The organism is Sphingopyxis sp. GW821-FHT10B01, assembly GCF_059415685.1.
Genome location: NZ_JBWKNS010000005.1, coordinates 54734 through 74851, shown reverse-complemented (window position 1 = coordinate 74851; position 20118 = coordinate 54734). Strand labels below are relative to the sequence as shown.

16 protein-coding genes are annotated in these 20118 nt (G+C 61.7%); 6 read left to right on the top strand and 10 right to left on the bottom strand.

Annotation, left to right across the window (positions count from 1 at the left end; genetic code table 11):
* Positions 1–9: 9 nt before the first annotated feature.
* Positions 10–861: an HTD2 family dehydratase gene (locus tag AC07NV_RS15870; RefSeq protein WP_495167353.1), complete on the top strand. Its 852-nt coding sequence runs from the start codon at positions 10–12 to the stop codon at positions 859–861.
* A gap of 43 nt (positions 862–904) precedes the next feature.
* Here the strand turns inward: AC07NV_RS15870 and AC07NV_RS15865 are convergent, their stop codons facing one another.
* The 10 genes from AC07NV_RS15865 to AC07NV_RS15820 form a co-directional block, all read right to left on the bottom strand.
* Positions 905–3487: a porin family protein gene (locus AC07NV_RS15865; protein ID WP_495167352.1), complete on the bottom strand. Its 2583-nt coding sequence runs from the start codon at positions 3485–3487 to the stop codon at positions 905–907.
* A gap of 465 nt (positions 3488–3952) precedes the next feature.
* Entirely contained in the window at positions 3953–4378 is a 426-nt protein-coding gene (locus tag AC07NV_RS15860) for a hypothetical protein (RefSeq protein WP_495167351.1), read from the bottom strand.
* Between the two features lie 119 nt (positions 4379–4497).
* Positions 4498–7869: a TonB-dependent receptor domain-containing protein gene (locus AC07NV_RS15855; RefSeq protein WP_495167350.1), complete on the bottom strand. Its 3372-nt coding sequence runs from the start codon at positions 7867–7869 to the stop codon at positions 4498–4500.
* Positions 7870–7954: 85 nt separating this feature from the next.
* Positions 7955–9019, bottom strand: coding sequence for a FecR family protein (locus AC07NV_RS15850; protein ID WP_495167349.1), 1065 nt, complete (start codon positions 9017–9019; stop codon positions 7955–7957).
* Positions 9016–9525 carry an RNA polymerase sigma factor gene (locus AC07NV_RS15845; RefSeq protein ID WP_495167348.1) on the bottom strand — a complete coding sequence of 170 codons (510 nt, stop codon included), beginning with the start codon at positions 9523–9525 and terminating at the stop codon, positions 9016–9018. Before AC07NV_RS15845 ends, AC07NV_RS15850 begins: the two co-directional genes overlap by 4 nt.
* Positions 9526–9706: 181 nt before the next feature.
* Positions 9707–10849: a ribosome small subunit-dependent GTPase A gene (rsgA, locus tag AC07NV_RS15840; protein WP_495167347.1), complete on the bottom strand. Its 1143-nt coding sequence runs from the start codon at positions 10847–10849 to the stop codon at positions 9707–9709.
* Between the two features lie 223 nt (positions 10850–11072).
* Positions 11073–12206 carry a tyrosine-protein phosphatase gene (locus AC07NV_RS15835; protein WP_495167346.1) on the bottom strand — a complete coding sequence of 378 codons (1134 nt, stop codon included), beginning with the start codon at positions 12204–12206 and terminating at the stop codon, positions 11073–11075.
* Between the two features lie 20 nt (positions 12207–12226).
* Positions 12227–13012, bottom strand: coding sequence for an SDR family NAD(P)-dependent oxidoreductase (locus AC07NV_RS15830; RefSeq protein ID WP_495167345.1), 786 nt, complete (start codon positions 13010–13012; stop codon positions 12227–12229).
* Between the two features lie 25 nt (positions 13013–13037).
* Complete coding sequence (locus tag AC07NV_RS15825) at positions 13038–14081, bottom strand: metallophosphoesterase family protein (protein WP_495167344.1); 1044 nt, start codon at positions 14079–14081, stop codon at positions 13038–13040.
* Between the two features lie 12 nt (positions 14082–14093).
* Complete coding sequence (locus AC07NV_RS15820; protein WP_495167343.1) at positions 14094–16274, bottom strand: TonB-dependent receptor; 2181 nt, start codon at positions 16272–16274, stop codon at positions 14094–14096.
* A gap of 173 nt (positions 16275–16447) precedes the next feature.
* Here AC07NV_RS15820 and AC07NV_RS15815 point away from each other — a divergent pair, with 173 nt between their 5' ends.
* The 5 genes from AC07NV_RS15815 to AC07NV_RS15795 all read left to right on the top strand — a co-directional run bounded on the left by AC07NV_RS15815 (position 16448) and on the right by AC07NV_RS15795 (position 20108).
* Complete coding sequence (locus AC07NV_RS15815) at positions 16448–17065, top strand: TetR/AcrR family transcriptional regulator (protein WP_495167650.1); 618 nt, start codon at positions 16448–16450, stop codon at positions 17063–17065.
* Between the two features lie 257 nt (positions 17066–17322).
* Positions 17323–18300, top strand: coding sequence for a flavin reductase (locus AC07NV_RS15810; protein ID WP_495167342.1), 978 nt, complete (start codon positions 17323–17325; stop codon positions 18298–18300).
* A gap of 30 nt (positions 18301–18330) precedes the next feature.
* Complete coding sequence (locus tag AC07NV_RS15805; protein WP_495167341.1) at positions 18331–18879, top strand: VOC family protein; 549 nt, start codon at positions 18331–18333, stop codon at positions 18877–18879.
* A 10-nt stretch (positions 18880–18889) separates the two neighbouring features.
* Entirely contained in the window at positions 18890–19600 is a 711-nt protein-coding gene (locus AC07NV_RS15800; RefSeq protein ID WP_495167340.1) for an EthD domain-containing protein, read from the top strand.
* 1 nt (position 19601) lies between these two features.
* Entirely contained in the window at positions 19602–20108 is a 507-nt protein-coding gene (locus AC07NV_RS15795) for an SRPBCC domain-containing protein (RefSeq protein WP_495167339.1), read from the top strand.
* The last annotated feature ends 10 nt before the right edge of the window (positions 20109–20118 follow it).

Sequence of the window (20118 nt, the reverse complement as noted above, 5' to 3'; positions counted from 1 at the left end):
GACGCCGCGATGAGCGATTGGGATCAGTGGGTCGGGCGCGAAGAAGCGCGACAGGACCGTATCGACCCCGCAACGCTCGCGCGCTGGCTGGCAACGCTCGACCGCGCCGCACCCGGCGACGGGACCGTTCCGCAAGCCTTTCACTGGTGCCTCGCCCTGCCCGATGCACCAACCGCGACGCTCGGTGCCGACGGGCACCCCGTGCGCGACGACAGCCCGGAAAGCTTCCTCCCGCCCATCCCGCTGCCGCGCCGCATGTGGGCCGCAAGCAAGGTCGAGTTCGTGTCGCCGCTTCGTCCCGGACAGGCTGTGACACGGACCTCGCGCGTCGCCTCGATCACCGAAAAGACCGGCGGCTCGGGTCGTCTGGTCTTCGCCGACGTCGCGCATGAAACCCATGCCGATGGCGCGCTGAGCGTGCGCGAAACCCAGTCGATCGTGTTTCGCGAAGCGGCACCGGCAAACGCGCGCCCAGCCCCGCCGCCGCCCGGCAATGGTTGCTTCGACGGCGCCGCGTGGGACGCACACCGCACCCTCGTTCCGACCGAACCCATGCTGTTTCGCTATTCGGCGCTCACCTTCAACAGCCACCGGATCCATTATGATCTGCCCTATGCGACGAACGGAGAAGGCTATCGCGGCCTTGTCGTCCATGGGCCGTTGACCGCCACGCTCCTCCTCGATCTCGCCGCCCGGCATTTCGGCGACAACCGGCTGACCCGCTTTGCTTTTCGCGGCACCTCGCCCGCGATCTGCGGCGAAGTCCTGCACCTGGCGCTACGCGGCGACGGCGACGCCGTCGAGCTTGGCGCCTTCGCCAGCGACGGACGACAGGTCATGGCCGCTTCGGCCACGCTCTGATCGAACCGGTCGCTTCATCGACCCGAAGATCGCTTGGACGTCGTCAGAATTTCTTCCTCAATATCAGTCGAACGGTACGGCCAAGAGGGTCGATTTCATCGCGGCTATACCCCGCAGGCACCGTGCCGTCTCCGCGCGTCACGCGGCGATAGCCGTTGAAGAGATTATTGACGTCGACCGACAGCTTAACGTCGTTCATCAGGCCCTTCTTGCCCCGACTTTCGCCAAGACGATCGGGCTCGACAAACGCCGAAATATTGAACGTCATCGGCGGCTTGAAGGTGAAGCCTTCTTCTCCACCCCGCAGCTGGCCCCGGCTGCTCCAGTTCCCGCTCAGATTGGCTCCGATCCCCCGCTTTCCCACCGACGCCTGCAATGAGACGTTGTGGCGCGATTGTCCGCCGGCGCGAAGCTGATCGATTGCGGGCAACCCTGGCCGGGTCAATAACTCGCTCTTCAGCCGCATGCTGTGGCTGAGCGACAGGCTGAACTGCAGCGGATCAACGGCCATTTCGCTCCGCCCTTTCCCGCCCCCCGCCGGCAGCCGCAGCGCGATACTAGTGGAAAGAGCAGAATTGGTGTCTCGCGCAATGTTGATCGCACGGGCGTCGACTGCGACGAGCCGCCCCGCCGCATCGCGCGTGACTCGCTCCGGAAAGGCTGCCTCGATGGCGGGGGTCAGTTCGGGAAAGGCCGTCAGACCGCCTTTCGCGATCGACTGGCGATAACCCATATTGAGAGTCAGAGTCTGGTCGCCGAGCGGCCGGACCATGGCGGACAATGAAAGGCTCTGGCGGCGGCCACGGCGAAGATCGGGGTTGCCGCCCGTGGTCCACACCGGCTCCGCGATCTCCTGACGCACATAATCAAAAATACGGTTGATCGTGACCTCGACCGGCGCATCGAGTTGATCGAAAGACGGCGCCGTCTCGGCATAGTCGATCGACCCGCGAAGCTGAACGTCCGGCAGGGGCGACCAACCAATATTGCCCGCGAAGCGCTGTTGAGACCGGCTCTTCGACATTTTTTGCACGCTGGCAGATAGATCGATGTTCAGGTCGCCCAGCCACCCCGGGCCCGCCTTTCCCCGGCGCGAGATGGGCAGACTGAAGGATATCTCTCCGTCCACCTGACGCCGGGCGAGGCCGATATCCCGGTAAAATTCGTCCGTCGCACCGAACTGGCGGTTTCTGGAGCGGTTCTGGACGGTACCTGCCGTGATATTCCAAACCAGCGGCCCGGCCGGAAGATCGACGATCGCCTTGCGGACGTTGAGCCGGGCTCGCAGATTCTCCCCGCGTGACCGGGTGCGCGACGAAAGCAGCAAGCCGCCGTCCCAGGGACCATAGGGATTGAACCTGGGATCGCCAGCATTGATCAGTTGCTGAATCGCCGCCACGTCGACCCCGCTCTCCAAAAGACCGTCGCTCCAGCTACGCGAATAGTTGAAGCTCAAGTTCGTCTGCCACCCCTCGATACTGCCGTTCAATGTCAGCGAAGTACCGAGCGACGTTGCGCCATTGTCGTTGCGCAACGCCCGCCCGCCCGCGAATGGACGCGCGAGCACAACGTCACCTGCAAACGGCGACCAGGGATGCCCGGCAGGAATGACAAGCGAAGCCATCGCGAGCCCTCGAAGCCCCTCGCTCCGGACCCGGCTCGCGTTGGCGTTAAACGAGACGGAAAAATCGCCGATCGGGCGCGTGATGCCGATGGCAAGCGACGCCGTGCGCCGCATCGGCAGCAATGTGTCGTACCGGTTGGGATCGACGGGGCTCACGATGTTTGCGGTCGGCACGAAATCGCCGAGCGCAGGCATTCCCCACAACGCACTCGACGGGATAGGCGCGACGACCACCGGCACGCCGGCGAGGAGACTGAGCGCCGGATCGACTTCTCCGCCATCGGGCGCCGAGGCAAAACCGACGCGGTCGAATATACCGGCGCGCGGCGGAATGTTACGGGCAGATTTGAAGAAAGCGCTGTCGCCGCCGACGCGTGCCTGGACGTTCCAGCGCGTTTCGCCGCTGATCGCCGTGCGCCCGACCGACAGACCGCCGCCATATTGGCCGCCGGCGGTTGCAAAATTCACGCTCGCATCGGCGTTCAACGCCGAGAATTTCTGCTTGAGCACAAGGTTGACGACGCGCTTGCCTGCGGGCTCGCCATATTGGGCGGCCGCTTCGGGTTTCAGCACGGCGAGCCGGTCGAGCGCCTCTGCGGGATAGGACAGGATCGAGCGGTCGAACCCCGCGGGCTTGCCGTTGATCAGGATGACGGGTTCTTCGCCACTGCCGTCGATGAAAGACGTGAGGCGCGTCAGCAGGTCCTGGATGCTGTCGGCGCCCCGCGCCGCGATCTCCTCCTCGCTGAATTCGGTTTCGGCAGCAACCTTAGCTTCGCTGCGGCGATCCGCGGTGACGACAATCTCGTCGGGATCGTTCGGCAGAACGATAACGCCCGGCGGAGCGGCCTCTCGCGAACCCGACCCCGCCGAGACGTCCCCCTTATCCGTTTCGGCATGCGCTTCCATGCCATGCGCTGCGGCCACCACAATAGCCAGCGACGCCACTCTCGCGGCACAGACCATCTTCTGTCCCAGATACTCCAAAACCAGCGCCGTCACTTCCATCTGCAGGGAATGAATAACGTCTATTTTCTCCCCTAAGGAGTCGCCGGGTGATGGTCGCCTCGACGCCTCATTAACCTATAAACCCATGCTGACATCAACCGGCGAAAACAGCGAGGCCGATCGAGTAATCCGGCACGGATCGAGTCCGCCAAGACTATCGGGCACCGTCGCATTGCCTTTCCACAGGTCAGGAGCGTTCCCAAATTTCATTCGGTCCATGCGGCCAGTCATTCGGCACGGTCAGCGACACACCCATCGTGCAGGGAGAGGGGCCGACCATCCCCTTTTCCACCATCGCCGTGCCTTGAAATGCCCAGGTTCCGGGAGGGGTGAGGACTTGTGGCATTCGCAAAGCTTGCCGGAACGAGAGAAGCCAGCCCAATAAAGAGAGCACGAGAGTTGGTCATCTAACTGTCCCGAAATGGGCGGGCGCATCCATTGGATGCACCCGCTATCTTGTTAGTTGTTCACGGTACCCGAAACATAGCAGGGCAAAGTACCCGTTTCTGGGGGAAGGACATCGTCAACGGCGATGCTACCGGTGCCACCAGGATTGGTGACGGTTCCGTGCAGATCACCGAAGCAGTTGCCAAGGGTCACGGTCTCCACGCGCATGCCCACGATTGTCAGCGCACCGCCAACGAGAGTGTAATCATGCGGGTTGCTGGTGATATTCAGCGCCGCACAGGTCGCCTCCGGTGCTCCAATGGCGACGGTGGCCTTACCGGTCGTGGAATTCAAAGTGATGCTGGCCGTGCAATTCAAGGCAATGCCTTTGAAAACATCAACTGTTCCAGTGTACTGAGCCTGAGCCGGCGCCACGGCGCCAGCAAGAGCGGAGCCCATCATTGCCAAAGCTGCAAAAGCAGATGTAAGTTTTTTCATTTTAAATACCCTTTCCCAATAAGTTAATATTATAATTGAAAGAATTAATCATGCATTTATACACATTATTTTTCAATATACATTCTCCCCGTTTTCTCTCCTTGTTGCCGATATGAAATTTAGAATTTCACCGATGCGCTGAGACCAATGATGCGCGGATCTGGCGTAAACACATTGGTTGTAAGTCCATTGTCATCGCTGTTCACGAAGAAGCCGGTAATCGGGGTCTTCTTGAACAGGTTTTTTACATAGAACTGGAGCGCGAAATCGGATTCCGAACGGGCCAGCGTGACCGCCACGTTGACGTTGTCCCAAGCACGCAGCCTGTCGAATTCCGTGTTGTAAACCCGCCCATAGCTTTTCGACTGGCGATAATAGTCGCCGCGGAATGTCAGTTCCCAATCACCACCTTCGATGAAGAAAGTATATTGCGCGCCGATATTTGCTGTAAGGCGCGGAGCATTGGGTAGTTCATTGCCGGACAGATCGGCATAGAAGCCGCGACCGCCATTGGGTGCACCACTTGTTGCGCCCTTCCAGGCATTCGGATTAGCGGGGTCGTAAGGAACAATCCGCCCCACTTTGGAAGGGTCATAGGTCGCCAGCGGACTATAGGTGAGGCCGTATAATCTCCAGAAATCAGGCCCATTGGCCTTCCTGTCCGGTGCATAGCTGCCGATACGGTCGGCTCCCGGGCATAGCGCAGAAAGGGCAACCCCAGTCCCGCCCCTGGCCAGAACCTGTTCAACCACGGCGCGCGGCGCAATGCAGTTCGACGGAACCTGCAACCAGGGGCGTAGCACGACCCAGTCGGGGTCCCCCTGCGTCCGGTTCATCACGTCGATCGACTGCGCCCCCTTGCCCAGCTGGGTCTTGAGATAGCCCAGATTGCCGTCGACACGGAAAGCACGGGAGGGCCGCCAGGCCGCCTCGAATTCCAGTCCCCAGCTCGTCGCATTGAAATTCTCGTTATAGGCGATGCGATCGACGATCTGAGAAACCTGGAAATCCTTATAGTCGTAAAAGAAGCCGGTAGCATTCAATGTGAAGCGCCCGCCATCAAAACTGTTCTTCATGCCGATTTCAAAGGCATTGACATATTCCGGCCTGAAAGTTTGCGGCAGAAACTGGAACTGCACCACATTCGGATTGAAATCGATGCGGGGTGGATTGACTCCACCGCCCTTGTATCCGCGCGAGACCGAAGCGTAGATCAGCGTGTCGTCGGTGAAACTTAGATCCGGCTTCCAGTCGAGCACCGCCCGCCCGGTGAACCGGCCCCATGACTGCACGATGTCGTCCAGTGCCGGATATCCGCTATTGACGCGACCCCCGGTGATGTCCCCAATAAATGCCGGCCCCGACGGGTTGTTGACACCCCCGCCCAGCAGCAATTGACTGGGAACCTGATCTGCCCGCTTCCTGTCCTTTGTATAGCGTGCTCCAAGGGTTAATTTGAGGTCCTCATTGATGTTCCAATAGACTTCGCCAAAGCTCGCCCAGGACTTTATACGGACGCCATTCTGGCTCAGAAAATAATTGTGACCCTGATTGTTCAGGCTGTCGATCGGATTGGGATCAACATAGGGGCACTCCCTGGCTTCATTTCCCAGTTCGCAAGGGTAAAACCCGACGCCCGGAACAGAATCTGGGCCCAATGGGGGACGCCTGCTGTATTGCATCTGCGCAATAAGCGTGAACATATTATTGAATACATAATAGTCATCTTGGGATTTGAAGTCGAGATAGTTTGCTCCGACAAGGAAATTTACAGGTCCGTCAAAACTCGACTGGAGACGGAATTCCTGAGACCATTGCCTGTTTCTTGACCGGTTCAAATCCGCCGAGATCATACGATCGGAGCACCCCAATTGCGGGTCGCAATATATTCCCTTTGGCGTTGGCCCCGGATAATTCGCCGAATCAATAGGCCTGTTCCCAACGAAGAGATTGGGTTGCGACGAATCTTCGAACAATGGAGCGGTAACAAATCGATTATAATCTTGGGACGAGAAGAAACGGTCCCGAGAATAAGCTGTTTGTGAAATAAACTGCAGCGCCTCCGACGGCTTGAATTCCAAATTGAACTGGACGACATCATTCTTCGCCCGGAATATCGGGTCATAATTTGATGAAATTTCGCGCAAATTTCGCGATTGTGTCACGCCCCCGAGCGAATCGCGGAGCTTTACCACGGATAATACCCGATTGGGCTGGCCCGGCTGTCGCAAGGTGCCTACATTCAGACCGTCGCTTGGATGATACAGATACACGAGCGCCGAACTGTTGGGCGTACCGAACGCAGCATCGTCATAGAGTGATCCAGGAAGACAGCCTTGGCCTATGCGCCCGCTAAGGCCGGGATAGGTAACCGCCACATTGCCAACTTTTGCCGCGCCCGGATCTGGGGTGCAGAGTTGCTTGCCCGTGCGCAGACGGTTGTCGTCTTCCTCGAAATGCTGCCAGATCACATTCGCGCGAAAACTGTCGCTGGGCTCCCAGGCCACGGTGGCCCGCGTCGACCACAGATCGCGGCCATTTACGCGGGTTTGAAAAAAGCTGTTATAGTCAAATCCATCGCGCTTGGTCATCGTGCCAGCAACACGGACCCCCAATGTATTGGTCAACGGGACGTTGAGCATGCCGCTCAAACGCCTTGTTGAATAATTTCCGACCTCACCCTTTATTTCGCCGCCGAAGTCAGCCTCGGGCAGCGCGGGAATCATGTTCACCACGCCCGCGGTCGCATTACGGCCATAAAGCGTGCCCTGTGGACCACGGAGCACTTCAACGCGCTGCAAATCAAAAAATTCGGCTTCGAACAGGCGATTACGGACGAGCGGGGTCGAATTGAAGCTCACCGCCACGGCCGGATCGCTGGACGCCGAAATCGACTGCGTTCCGATCCCGCGGATCGAGAAATTATACATGCTGAAATTGGTCTTGGAGAAGCTGACGTTGGGGACCGCGCGCAACAGTTCCGATCCGCCCTCTATTTTGCGATCTTCGAGCGCATCGCCCGACAGCGCCGTCATCGCGATCGGCACGTCGGTGATCTTCTCTTCCTTCCTCTGCGCCGTCACGATGATTTCGTTGCCGTCGCTGATCTCGCGGGCCAGCGCCTCGGGAGGCGCCGCTGGCACAGCGCTCGCCGCCTCAACCGGTGCCAGCGCGATCTTTCGCGCCGGACTGATGACGAAAATCTTTCCATCGCGGCGGTAGGTCAGCCCCGTTCCACGGAGCAATTCGCGAAGCGCTTCCTCGGCGCCCGATCGGGACCGCAGCGTCTCGCTGCGCTTGCCACGCACCGCTTTGCCGTCGAAAATCACTTGCGCACCCGAGGCCCGTGCAAAGGCACGCAGCGCACCGCCAAGGTCCTGGGCCGGAATATCGAACTGCTGGACCTGGCGCGCTTCGGCGTACGCGGGCGCCGACATGGCGACAAGCGCGCCGAGCGCAAGACTCGACAACAAACAGTGACGTTTGGACATAAACTCTCCCCCAATGTGCGAGGGATCGATATTGTAGCCCCTCTATTCTTAAAACGAGCCAGGCTCCTGATTGCGCCCCTGTTTTTTACATCACCTTTTCTTTTTCTTCCGAACTATCGGAATTCACCGTTTTGATGATGATCTGGCCGCCTTCCTCGCGCGCAGCCAGCGGATAGAGCGACGTCACGCCCTTGACGAAACTGTCGGTGTCACCGGCGTTGAACACCCCGTTTACAAGATGCCGGCCGGCGGCGGCATCGCCGATGACGATCGGCGATGTTCCGTAACGATTGATCCGCTCGACCGCGTCGGTCAGCGGCATATCGACGAAATCGACCCGTCCGCCTTCCCATCCCAGCGAACGCTCTGCGTCCACGGGGAGGATTTCTGCTGCGCCCGACGAAAGGCTGGCCACCAACTCCTGCCCGGGCAAAAGCTGGGTCGTCGTTTGTGCCACCGGCTGGCGCGCCTTGATATGGCTTGCGGCAGCGGCACGCGGGACGACCGCCACCTGTCCCTCGAACAGCAGGACCCGAAGCTGATCCCGCAGCAGTTCGACGCTGAAACTCGTCCCGATCGCCACCACCGATTGCGAGCCGGCCGTCACGGTAAACGGCCGCAGCGGATCCTTCGATACATCGAATTTGGCCCGGCCGCGATCGAGCACAATCGCACGTCGCTGGTCGGTAAAGGACACCGATATCTGGCTGACCGCATCCAGTGAGACGGTTGACCCGTCGTCGAGCTGGACGATCCGTCGCTCACCCACGTCGGTGGAATAGACATGGGGGGCTTCGCTCCAGTACCAGGCTCCCATGCCCGTCATCAGCGCGAGCGCAGCCATTGTCGCAAAGGCGCGGCGACGGGTCGGGAAAGACGATTCGGCACCGCGGCGCGCCTTTTCCATCGTGGTCAGGGCCTTGGCGCGGAGCGACAGAAAACCGGGCATTTCGGCGATGGCGTCGGTTCCCTGCCACACCGCCACCATCTGGTCGAAATGCTGGGCATGACGCTCGTCGGCGGCCAGCCATGCGTCGAATTCCGTTTGTTCGCGGATCGTCAGCGCGCGGTCGGCGATGAGCAGGCACCAGGCAGCGGCCTGCTCTTCCGGATCGGCAATGCTGTCATTGTCATTCTGCGGCGTCATCATGTCCGCCGCTCCATGCGGCGCGCAAGGAAAACCAGCGCGCGCGAAATATGTTTGTCGACCGTCCGGAGGTGAAATCCGAAATTGTCGGCGATCGTCTGCTTGGGAATATTCTCTACCCGATATAATATGAAAATCTGTTGCGTGGGTTCCGGAAGCGCCTGGATCGCAGCCCACAGAACCGAGATGGATTCGCGCGCGGAGGCGATCCGGAAAGGATCGAAACCGTCGACACCGGCACCCGGCTCGCTTCTTGCCGCGTCCGCGAAATTCCGGCGGACGCCATCGTGACGCGCCCGATCGGTGACCAGGTTGGCCGCAATCCGGAAAATATAGGCAGCGCTTGTCTCTTCGCTGTTCCCTTGCGCGTTCATTAGCCGCAAAAAAACCTCCTGAGTCATGTCTTCGGCTTCCGCGAGCCCCCCGACACGCCGGGAAAAAAAGGCGATCAGCGGCGGCCGGAACTTCCGGGTCAACCGCTCCAGTTCGGAAATAGGTTCCGCTCTCACGCCTCTCCCTTTTTTATGTCTCTAATCTAGAACGGATATCGAAGCGAAATGCGCCCCGTTTTTTTCGCGCAGACATGGTGCCCTGAAAGAGGGTGCCATGACAGACCGGACAATCAATGCAGGAGGCCGCTATAAACACGAGCCTGCAGCTCTATAAGCCGGTCCGGATCGACCGGCCGCGTTATCGCCGTCGCCGCGTCGGCGGCGCGGCATTGACGCTCTCCTCCGCGGTCAGCTTTTGCCAGCGGTCGAAACGTGCCGACGCGAGCCTACCCTCGGCAATCGCCGCCCGCACCGCGCAACCGGGTTCGCCACCATGCGCACAATCGGAAAAGCGGCAATTCTGCGCCGCCTCGATGAAGTCGTCGAACAACTCCGATATTCCGGCGGCGGCGTCGGACAGCTGCAGTTCACGCATCCCGGGTGTGTCGAGCAGCCAGCCGCCCCGATCGAGCCGATGCATTTCGCGCACGGTGGTGGTGTGGCGGCCTGTATCGTCGCCGCGACGGATCGCCTGCGTGGCGATGCTGTCCGAACCGCGCAACGTGTTCACCAGGGTCGATTTTCCGACACCCGAGGATCCCAGCAGCGCAACGGTCTGCCCCTTGCCACACCACGCGGAAAGCGGCGCAACGCTGGCGGGATTGCGTCCATTGACAGCTTCGACGCGTAATCCCGGTTCGATCGCGCGAACCGCCGCCGCGAAGGTTTCCGGCGTTTCTGTGAGATCGGTCTTGGTCAGAACCACAACCGGCTCTACCCCTACCTCGCGGGCCAGCACCAGATAGCGCTCGATCCGGGCTACGCTGAAATCCTGATTGCACGATGCGACGATGAACAGCGTATCGACATTGGCGGCGATCATCTGCTCCTTGCGCGGATCGCCCGGCGCGCGCCGTTTGAACAGATTCAGTCGTTCGAGAACACGTACCGGCTCCAAGGTCTCGCGACCGATCAGCAGCCAGTCGCCCACGGTGGGATGATCGTCCGACGGACCGGCGCCAGGAATATAGGGCGAAATGAAGCGCTGGAACCCTGCCCCCGCAACGGCAATCTTTCCGCGATGAACCGCCATCACCCGCACAGGAAGGCTTTGCCGGGCTTCCTCGCCCACGAGCTGCTCGCTGAACCAGGCTCTCCAGCCGAGGTCTTCCAAAGTCTCACCGGGTGATTTCATAGGCGCTGCAGAAACATCTTTCCATTTGCCCAGGCGAACCGTCTCGCCGCACCGGGAGACTCCCGGACCATGCCGATACAGGGCACGGCGGGCTAAACATATAGAGGCGACAATTGCTACCGTCGATCGCGCCGAGCAGGCGTTCAATTTCGTCGGCGGTGCCGCGCCGAATCTGCACGATATCGCCAAGCTCGGTTCGCATCGCAACGCAAGATCGGAATATGGCGCGAGCCGGCGGCCATTTCACGCGGGATTGAACAGAAAACAGGCGCGAATGATTTCATCCAGCGAAACCCGGACCGCGGATCCAACCCCGGCCGGCGTTCGCTGCGCATATCCATGTACCGCGACCACGCACGGGTCGCGTCAATTATTGCGACGCACCTGCGAGCAAGGTCGTACGCAACCGGTCGATCTCTGCATCATTCAGGCCCAGCCCCTCGCGCACATAGCGATCGAACGAGCCATAGCGTTTATCGACTTCGGCAAAGGCCGCCTCGATATAGGCGGCGCGCACGGTCAATACCGGTTCCAGATTTTCGCGTGTTATCGGGGTCGGCAATGCGCCGAGCATGGCCATCGTGGCCTCATTCTTGGCGCGCAGATAGTCGTTGCTTGCAAGATAATCGGCCATCACCGTTTCGCGCGGCACACCGAGCAGGGTCAGTATCACCGCGCTGGCCCAACCCGTGCGATCTTTACCCGCAGTGCAGTGATACAGCGTCGGCCCGGCGGCTTCCGCGCCGATCCGGCTGAGCAGCGTGTGATAGGCGCTGCGCGCGCTGTTCAGCGAGACAAAATCGCGATTGGCCTCGATCAGCATCTCCGCGCCTTTGCCTGCAGCAATCGTCGCCATCGCCTGACGCATATCGCCGCCAAGGCTGCCCTTGCTGTCCGCCGCGACGTCGAGCACGAGATGCTCGGCGCCCGCGGGCACGCGATCGGGCTCATGGCTGCGTTCGCTTGCCGTGCGCAGGTCCGCGACGAGCGCGAGGCCAAGATCGCCCATCGCGCCGAGGTCGTTGTCGCTCAACCGGTCGAGCTGATCCGAACGGTAGAGCAGTCCCATCTTCACCCAGCGGCCGTCGGCCGTGCGATAGCCGCCGATGTCGCGCAAATTGGGGACCGTCTTGAGGTGAAGCCCATGGTCCGCGACGATCAGCGGCGCGCCCCGATTGGGAACGAGCGCAAAAAACCAGCGTTTGCCGGGCGCAAGACCCGAAACCCGGATGCTGCCCGTCGCATCCCCCTGCCCCACCGGTTTCGCCCGTTCGCTCACCGAGGGATCCGTGCCGGCATAAACCGTAACCCGGCCGGCACCCGGTGCGGACCAGTTGATTGTACCATCTGCCGACACGGTGGCGGAAGCGAAGGGAATGACACCGGCTTGCCCGGCAACCGCACCGACAACCGGCTGTTTGTCGATCGTCGCACATGCCGGCAGCGTCAGGACCAATATTGCGGCAAGGGTGGCTCGCCACATCGGGTGATCGCGATTCCTCATTTTCAGATACCTTCCTGCGCTCAGCCGCGTTGTGACGAGATATTGCCACCGTCGACGACGAATTCGGCGGCGGTAATATAGCTCGCTTCGTTCGAGAGCAGGAAGCGGACGACGCGTCCGATCTCTTCGGGAACGCCGATGCGTTCGAGCAAGATGCGCTTTTCAAAAAAGCCCTCGGGCAAATTGTCGACCGCCGGCTTCATCATCGGTGTCATGATCTGGCCGGGCGAAACCGAATTGATCCGGATATTGTCGCGCGCCAGCCGGTCGGCGAGCGATCGCACGAGCGAGAGCATGCCGCCCTTCGCCGCGCTGTAGATGGGGTTCATCGCGTTGCCGAGCGTCGCGTTGATCGATGTGATCGCGACCACCGCCGACCCCGGATTGGCGGCGAAGTCGCCATGGAGCTGCTGCGTCAGCAGCGCGAGCGGGCGCAGATGCGTGTTAATGCCCGCCGCCCAGCTTTCCGGCGTGATTCCCTCAAGCGAGCCGGTGTCGACGATGCCCGCGGCGTGAACCAGCCCGCCGAGCGCGCCGAGTGCATCGCGGCTGGAAGCAATCGCGGCCGGATAGGCGTCCAGATCGGTGAGGTCGACGCCGATGCCGATCGCCTTGACGCCGAATTCCTGCGCGATCGTAGCGGCTTCGCCCGCGACCTTGCCCGCATTGATATCCCAGAGCGCCACCGCCCGGCCGACCGCGGCCAGCGCGCGCGCCGAGGCGAGCCCGATCCCCGACGCCCCCCCGGTAACGATGACAGCGGTTCCGGGGGCGCCGAGCGCGGGCGAAAGATCGGTGAAATTCATTGCGGAACAATCTCCATGATTGGGGTCATTTTTGCTGGTCGGGCCGGACAATCGGGGCGGGCCCCTCTTTTCCGAAAAAACCGTCGAGCTTCAAATTGCTGACGCGCGGCGCGCCATCGGCGACCGAGACCCACATGACATGATCGACCGCTGCCGGGTCTTCGGGTCCGGCGCCGGGCATACCGCCCGTGGTGCCGAGCTGGATATAGTCGGCCCCCTCTCGCGTCTCATACGCATATTTGTGATAATGCCCCGCGAGCATGGTGTGCGGACGCCCCTTCAGCATGCCCTCAATCTCGCGAAACATGGGCGAATCAACCTTCCATGCCGGCCGGTGCATCAGCACGAAGGTCCAGCGCACCCTGGGATTTTTGGCGAGCGCAGCGCGGGCCATCTTCACCTGACCCGCGCTGAACGCGACATTTTCCGACCCGCGGATTTTCGCGGCCAACTCGGCGAGCTTGGCGTCGCTGGCGAACAGCGCCTCGGCTTTTGCCGGATCGCCCTGAAGCGCCGCGAACACCCGCTTCATCGCGTCGGCGCCATATTCCTGAAACAGCTTCATCCGCGCGATCTTGGGCTGCGGCGGATCTTCGGTATTGAGGACGAGAAACAGCGCATTCTTGTATGTGAAGCTGTAATAATCCGCGCCCAGCCGCTTGCGCCAGTCGCTCCGCTGAACCTCATTGGTCAGGTCATGATTGCCGGGCACATAAAAGAACGGGACGCTCAGCCGGTCGATCGCGGCGTTGACCTCTCCCCATTCGCGGTCGAGCTGCGCCTGATCCTCGGTATTGCCCTCGATCAGATCGCCGATGTTGATCACAAAGTCGGGGCGAAGCCGTTCGACCTTGTCCATCGCATCCTCGAAGACGCCCGGCCGATGCTGGCCGGTGCGATCGCCGATGACGACGAAGCGAAACTCGTCGCGGCCGCCCGCAAAATCTTTTGACGTGCGCGCGACATCGGCGCCGCCGGGGCGATAGTCCTTTGCCCCCTGTCCAGCGCCGGTCGCGACGTTGGACAGGGACAGGGCGAGAGCGCCAAGCGCGATTGCGGAAGCCCTCATCGCGAGTCCTCTCTAAAACTCGGCCGTCAGATCGACGCCATAGGTGCGCGGTTCGCCGAACAACGCGCCCGGGCGCCCGATGTTGAACTGCATGATGTAATATTCCTTGTCGGTGAGGTTGCGCCCCCACAGGCCAAGACGCACACCCTTCACGCCCGGAATTTCGGCGAGGGTCAACCGCGCGTTGAGCAGACCGTAATCGCCGGTGATATATTTGCCGCCGGAGATGGTCGAGCTGGTGAACTTGTCGCTCTGCATCGTGTAATTGACGTTGGCCGACAGCGTCCCGACCGGCAGTTCGGGCAGGTCATAGTTGAAATCAAATGCCAGCGTATGCTTCGGCGCATTGTTGAAGCGATAGCTCGCCGAGATGTCCTTGCCCGTGGCATCGATGATCTCGTCATATTGCGCATCGAGATAGCCGTAGTTGACGGTAAAGCGCAGGTCTCGCGTAGGGGCCAGCGTCAGATCGGCCTCGACCCCTTTCACCGTGGCCTTGCCCGCGTTGAGCACGTCGGTGATCCGGATATTGGTCGGGTCCGACTGGACGTTGATCTGGATATCCTTGTACTTCGACTGGAAGGCGGCGACGTTGAAGCGCAGGCTGTTGTCGAGCCACTGGCTCTTCATGCCGAGTTCGTACGACCAGAGCGTTTCCGAACCGAAACCCTCGTTGAAGCGCGCGATCGAGCTGGCGCGGATGTTGTAGCCGCCCGACTTATAGCCCTTCACCGCCTTGGCGTAGAGATTGACATTTTCGGCAACGTCATAGGCCAGCACGACGCTGGGGCTGAAATCGGTGAACTTGCGGCTGCCGTCGCCGAAACCGGGAACCGACACGATCGGTCCTTCATTGACCTGGGTTTGCCGCGCGAGCGTCGCTTCGCGCTTGTCCCAGCTCTGGCGCAAGCCGACCGTCAGGTGGAACCGGCGATCGAGCCATTCGGGGCTGTAGGTCGCCTGACCGAAAACCGCCCAGCTTTCATTCGCGATCGTCGCGGTGGTAAAGCTGCGCGTCCGCGTCGGGGGGCTATAGCTGTTGGAAAAATTGCTGCCGTCTTCCGAGAAATAATAGACGCCGGCGACATATTCGAGCTGGCGATCGAGCGTATCGCCGACCAGTTGCAGTTCCTGGCTCCACTGGTCCTGCTTCGCGAGGCTGCTGTTTTTCTGCAACGGATTGGGGCCGGTGGCGCCCGTCAGATAATCCTGATTCTGGAAATTCTTCAGCTTGCGATAGCCGGTGATCGACCGGAGCGTGAACGAGTCCGACGCATTCCATTCGGCGGTCAGGCTGTGCCCCTGCGACGTCACATCATTGGGCAACAGGTCGCGAACCAGCGGACTGCCTGCCTTCGGACGCGGCACGGTCAGCGGAAAGAGCGGCGAAAGCGTCACATAGATCGGCGTGTCGTCGATCTGCGAACGATCATAGCTGTACCGCAGGCTGAAGGCGTCGGCCGGCTTCCACAGCACATCGGCGCGCATCGCCTGACGATCCTTGTCACCCCAGCGCTTCGCGCCGGTGCCGGGATTTTTCACAAAGCCATCCTGCGTCGCGTTCATGTACGAGAAGCGCGCGGCGAGCGTGTCGCCGATCGGCACATTGACCGCCGCCTTGAAGCGGCGATTGTTGAAATTGCCGAGCGTCACCTGCCCCTTGAAGCCGAATTCGCCGAGGTCGGGCTTGCGCGTGATGAAGTTGATCGCGCCGCCCGTCGCATTCCGCCCGTAAAGCGTGCCCTGCGGACCGCGCAGCACTTCGACGCGCTCCAGCTCGGCTACCTCGAGCGCCTGCCCCTGGCTCCGCGCGACATAGACGCCGTCCATGTAGACGGCGACGCCGCCGTCCTGCGTGATCTGGTCGTCGCTCAAACCCACGCCGCGCATGAAGATCTGCGTCGTCGCGGCGCTGTTCGGATGCGGAGTGAGCTGAAGGTTCGGTACATTGGCGCGAAGGTCGGTCAGCCCGCTGATGCTCTTGATCTCGAGATCCTCGGCGGTGAAGGCCGCGATCGAGATCGGCGTATCCTGGAGCGATTCGGCGCGTTTCTGCGCGGTGACGACGATTTCACCAAGGCCGTTCGCCTCGTCGGCGGCGGCGCCGGCATTCTGTGCGAGTGCGGGATGCGCAGCGGTCATCGCGAGCGTGCAAAGCAACAAGCGGGCCTGTGGCCCGGAAATCTTTTTCATCGTCGTCCCCTCCATGGAAATATTTGGGCGAGAATATTAGCCCGCCGCTTTTGATTCTACCTTCATGTAGGTAGATTTCTACCGTCATGAAGGTAGATTGCAAGCGCGATTTGATTGCGCCAATAGGAGAGCGCGCCCGAGAGGCCCGGTACGGAAGGTTTTGAGCATTGAACGTGAAGCCCATCAGGCACGCGCGCGGCGAAGCGACGCGCCAGGCAATTCTGGAGGCGGCCGAGACGGTTTTCGCCGAGGTCGGCTTCACCACAGCACGGCTCGAGGACGTCGCCGCCGCGGTCGGAATCCGCCGTCCCTCGATCGTCTATTATTTCTCCAACAAGCAGGAGCTGTATGACGCGGTCGAGGAGGATATCTTCGCCTCCATGCACCGCGAAGCACTCGGCCGCATCGCACAGCACGACAAGCCGATCGACAAGCTACTTGCGCTGCTCGACGGATGGCTCGACTTCCTCGTCGCGCGGCCATCGGCGGCGCGGATCATCCAGCGCCTCGTCGCCGACGTCACGCCGCGCGGCGGCGATCCCACCCAATTCTCGAACGTGCTGCTGCGCGATGTCGAGATTGTGGTGAACGAAGGCGTTGCCGCCGGGGACTTTCGGCCCTTGCCGCCGATGCATGTCGTCAACGCGGTCGGATCAAGCTCGCTCTTCTATGTCTGCAACAGCAAACAGCTCGGTTCGAACCGCAGCTATGACGCCGCCGACCCCCGCGAACTCGAAAGCTTTCGCGCGCTCCTCCACCTGCTGGCACGCGCCGCCGTCGCCCCTGTGTAGGCCGGCCACTTCATCATCGCCCGGCGCCATGCATCGGCGCTTGCGATGTCCTCAAGGCGATCAGACAATCCGCCCGATCCCGCGCAGCGTGACCGTCCTCGGCTGATGCGCCCCCAAAAGGGGGTGGCGGCGCGCGGTCCAAAGCCGCAATCCGGACGTCCTATCTAGTCCAATTGAGCGATGCGCGGCCGGGGCCGGGCGATAGGATCGATATATACCCGCCCATCAGACGCGGCCGGATGAGGAGCAAAAAGGTCATGGCCGCCAATCCCGATGCCATCGCATATCGGAGCGCGCTCGGCGCCTTCGCAACGGGGGTCACGATCGTCACGACGCGGACCGGCGCGGGCGAGGATTGCGGGCTGACTGCCAACAGCTTCAACTCGGTCTCGCTCGATCCGCCGATGGTGCTGTGGAGCCTCGCGCGCACGTCGAAAAGCATGGACGCGTTCCGCAATTCCACGCATTTCGCGGTGCATATCCTCGCCGCCGATCAGGAGGCGCTGTCCAACGGCTTCGCCAAGCGCGGCGCAGACAAGTTCGCCGGGGCCCAGATCGAGCGCGGCGAAGGCGATGTACCGCTGCTCACCGGCTGCACCGCGCGGTTTCAGTGCCGCACCGCCTATCAATATGAGGGCGGCGATCACATCATCTTCGTCGGCGAGGTCATCGCCTTCGATCATGAGGATCGCGCGCCGCTGCTTTTTCATGGCGGCCGCTATGCGCTGGCCGCGCGCAAGGCCGCGACCCTCACCGCCAGCGACACCGGCGCGCAGCCCGCGGGCAGCTTTGGCGAGGATTTTCTCGGCTATCTGCTCGGCCGCGCGCATTTCCAGCTCTATGGGCGGATGCAGGAAAGTTTGCACGATCACCATCTCGACGCCACCGATCACTTCATCCTGAGCGTGCTCGGCATCAATGACGGGCGCACCCTTGCCGAGATCGAAGGCGTGATCGGCTATACCGGTACGCACATCACCCCCGAACGCATCGCATCGCTGGCGGCGCGGGGCATTGTCCGGACCGATCCTGATACGCCCGACCGGCTCTGGCTGACCGACACCGGCCGGCGCACGCTCGTCGAACTCACTGCCGCCGCCAAGGCCGCCGAAGAAGATGCGCTGGGCGCGTTCGACGAGAATGAAACCGCGCTGCTCAAGCATCTCCTCAAGCACGTCATTCGCAGCACCGATCCCGGACTTCCCGATCCGTGGGCGGCGCAGGAGACGCCATAAACCCGACGCACGCTACGAAGGAGCGCGAGCATGGACAGGACACACGCAATCGCGGGCCAAGGCTCGATCCGCCAGATCGCCTGGCTGACCGGGGATCTGGATCGCGCGATCGACCAATGGCGCCGGCTCGCAGGCGTCGGCCCCTGGACAGTCTATCGCAACGTCACGCTCGACGGCGACTATCGCGGCGTGCCCGCGACGATCGCGATCGATGTCGGGCTTGCGTATCAGGGCGAAACCCAGATCGAGCTGATCGCCCCGCACGGCACCGGCCCATCCCCCTATCATGACGCGAATGGCCGCGTGCGCGTGGGCATGCACCATGTCGCCTGGCTGGTCGACGATATCGCCGCCGCCGCGACGGATGCCGCCGCCGCGGGGCTCGTCCCCGTCTTCAGCGCCGAGAGCGGCGGCGGTGCAACGCGCGTCGCCTATCTGGAAGCACCCGACGAGCCCGCGATCCTGATCGAACTGATCGAGGCGACGCCGATGATCGTCGAAGGCTTTGTCGCAGGAATCGCCTCGGCGCGCGACTGGGATGGCAGCAATCCCGTTACCACTTTCGATTTCGCAGCCTGAGGGAAGCACTATGGAAAAGATCATTTACGCTTTGTGGAAAGACAGCGCGGAGGAAGATGTGCGCTTCACCGCTCGGCTGCTTGGCGATATCGCACAGCGGCTCGGCGAAACGGCGCACGCGGTGCGCATCAATGTTCAGGACGGCAGCGTCGCGGCCGGCAATTCGCCGCGCATGACCTCGACCCGCCCGCAAATGGACGCCGTCGTCCAGCTCTGGCTGCCGAGCGCGAACGAGCCCGAGCGCGCGGCCGTCGATGCGATCATCGGCGACGCCGCGCCGCGCCATGCCGCCTGGCTTGCGAGCGAATCCACCGTCATCGCCAATACGCTGCATCCATCCACCCCCGGCGCACGGACCGAAGGCTTTTCGCAGATCGTGTTTCTGGGCCTGCCCCCACGGTTGAACTGGGATGGCTGGCGCGACGCGTGGCAGCGCCAGCATTCGGCGGTCGCGGTCGATACGCAGGCCAACTTCGAATATGTCCAAAATCTGATCGTGCGGCCGCTGAGCTATGGCGCGCCCGCCTATGTCGCGATGGTGGAGGAATGCTTCCCCGCCGCCGCGCTGACCGACGAGGCGGTCTATTTCGACGCGGTGGGAGACAGCGCGCGGCTGGCGGAGAACCAACGACTGATGATGGAAAGCTGCGCGCGCTTCATCGATTTCGACCGGATCGACTGCATTCCAACCAGCCAGTTCGATATTTCGAAAAGGATCTAGCATGCCCGACGCCGATGAATCGCTATGCTATGTCGATCCCGACGCCATCGCCCGCTCGGAACGTGTCGAGATCGACGCCCCTGCGGCGGTGGTCTGGGAAATACTCACCGACCTTCCCCGCTACGGCGAATGGAACCCCTTTTGCATTGCGGCGGAATCAACGCTCGCGATGGGCGCACCGGTCCATATGACGCTCAAAAGCTATATCGAGCCCGAGACGGTCTTTCCCAATTGCGAATATGTCTGCGCGTTCGAACCCGAAAGGCTGCTGTCATGGGAGCTGCCGCATGACGACGCCTGGCCCTATCCGGCACGGCGCGACCAGATCATCGAACCGCTGAGCGACAGTGCCTGCGCCTATCATTCGACCGACGCCTTTCTGGGGCCCAACGGCATTCATGTCATGCGCTTTGCCGGGCCCTGGGTGAAGCGCGCCTTCGACGACACCGCCCACGCGCTCAAGGTCCGCGCCGAAGCGATGTATCAGGCCCGCAAAACCGCGGGATGATCCCCGTCCA

Coding starts and splice junctions, on each gene's coding strand:
- AC07NV_RS15870 (WP_495167353.1), top strand. CDS start 10: ATGAGCGATTGGGATCAGTGGGTCGGGCGCGAAGAAGCGCGACAGGAC.
- AC07NV_RS15805 (WP_495167341.1), top strand. CDS start 18,331: ATGGACAGGACACACGCAATCGCGGGCCAAGGCTCGATCCGCCAGATC.
- AC07NV_RS15855 (WP_495167350.1), bottom strand. CDS start 7,869: ATGTCCAAACGTCACTGTTTGTTGTCGAGTCTTGCGCTCGGCGCGCTT.
- AC07NV_RS15860 (WP_495167351.1), bottom strand. CDS start 4,378: ATGAAAAAACTTACATCTGCTTTTGCAGCTTTGGCAATGATGGGCTCC.
- AC07NV_RS15830 (WP_495167345.1), bottom strand. CDS start 13,012: ATGAATTTCACCGATCTTTCGCCCGCGCTCGGCGCCCCCGGAACCGCT.
- AC07NV_RS15825 (WP_495167344.1), bottom strand. CDS start 14,081: ATGAGGGCTTCCGCAATCGCGCTTGGCGCTCTCGCCCTGTCCCTGTCC.
- AC07NV_RS15795 (WP_495167339.1), top strand. CDS start 19,602: ATGCCCGACGCCGATGAATCGCTATGCTATGTCGATCCCGACGCCATC.
- AC07NV_RS15820 (WP_495167343.1), bottom strand. CDS start 16,274: ATGAAAAAGATTTCCGGGCCACAGGCCCGCTTGTTGCTTTGCACGCTC.
- AC07NV_RS15835 (WP_495167346.1), bottom strand. CDS start 12,206: ATGAGGAATCGCGATCACCCGATGTGGCGAGCCACCCTTGCCGCAATA.
- AC07NV_RS15810 (WP_495167342.1), top strand. CDS start 17,323: ATGGCCGCCAATCCCGATGCCATCGCATATCGGAGCGCGCTCGGCGCC.
- AC07NV_RS15850 (WP_495167349.1), bottom strand. CDS start 9,019: ATGATGACGCCGCAGAATGACAATGACAGCATTGCCGATCCGGAAGAG.
- AC07NV_RS15800 (WP_495167340.1), top strand. CDS start 18,890: ATGGAAAAGATCATTTACGCTTTGTGGAAAGACAGCGCGGAGGAAGAT.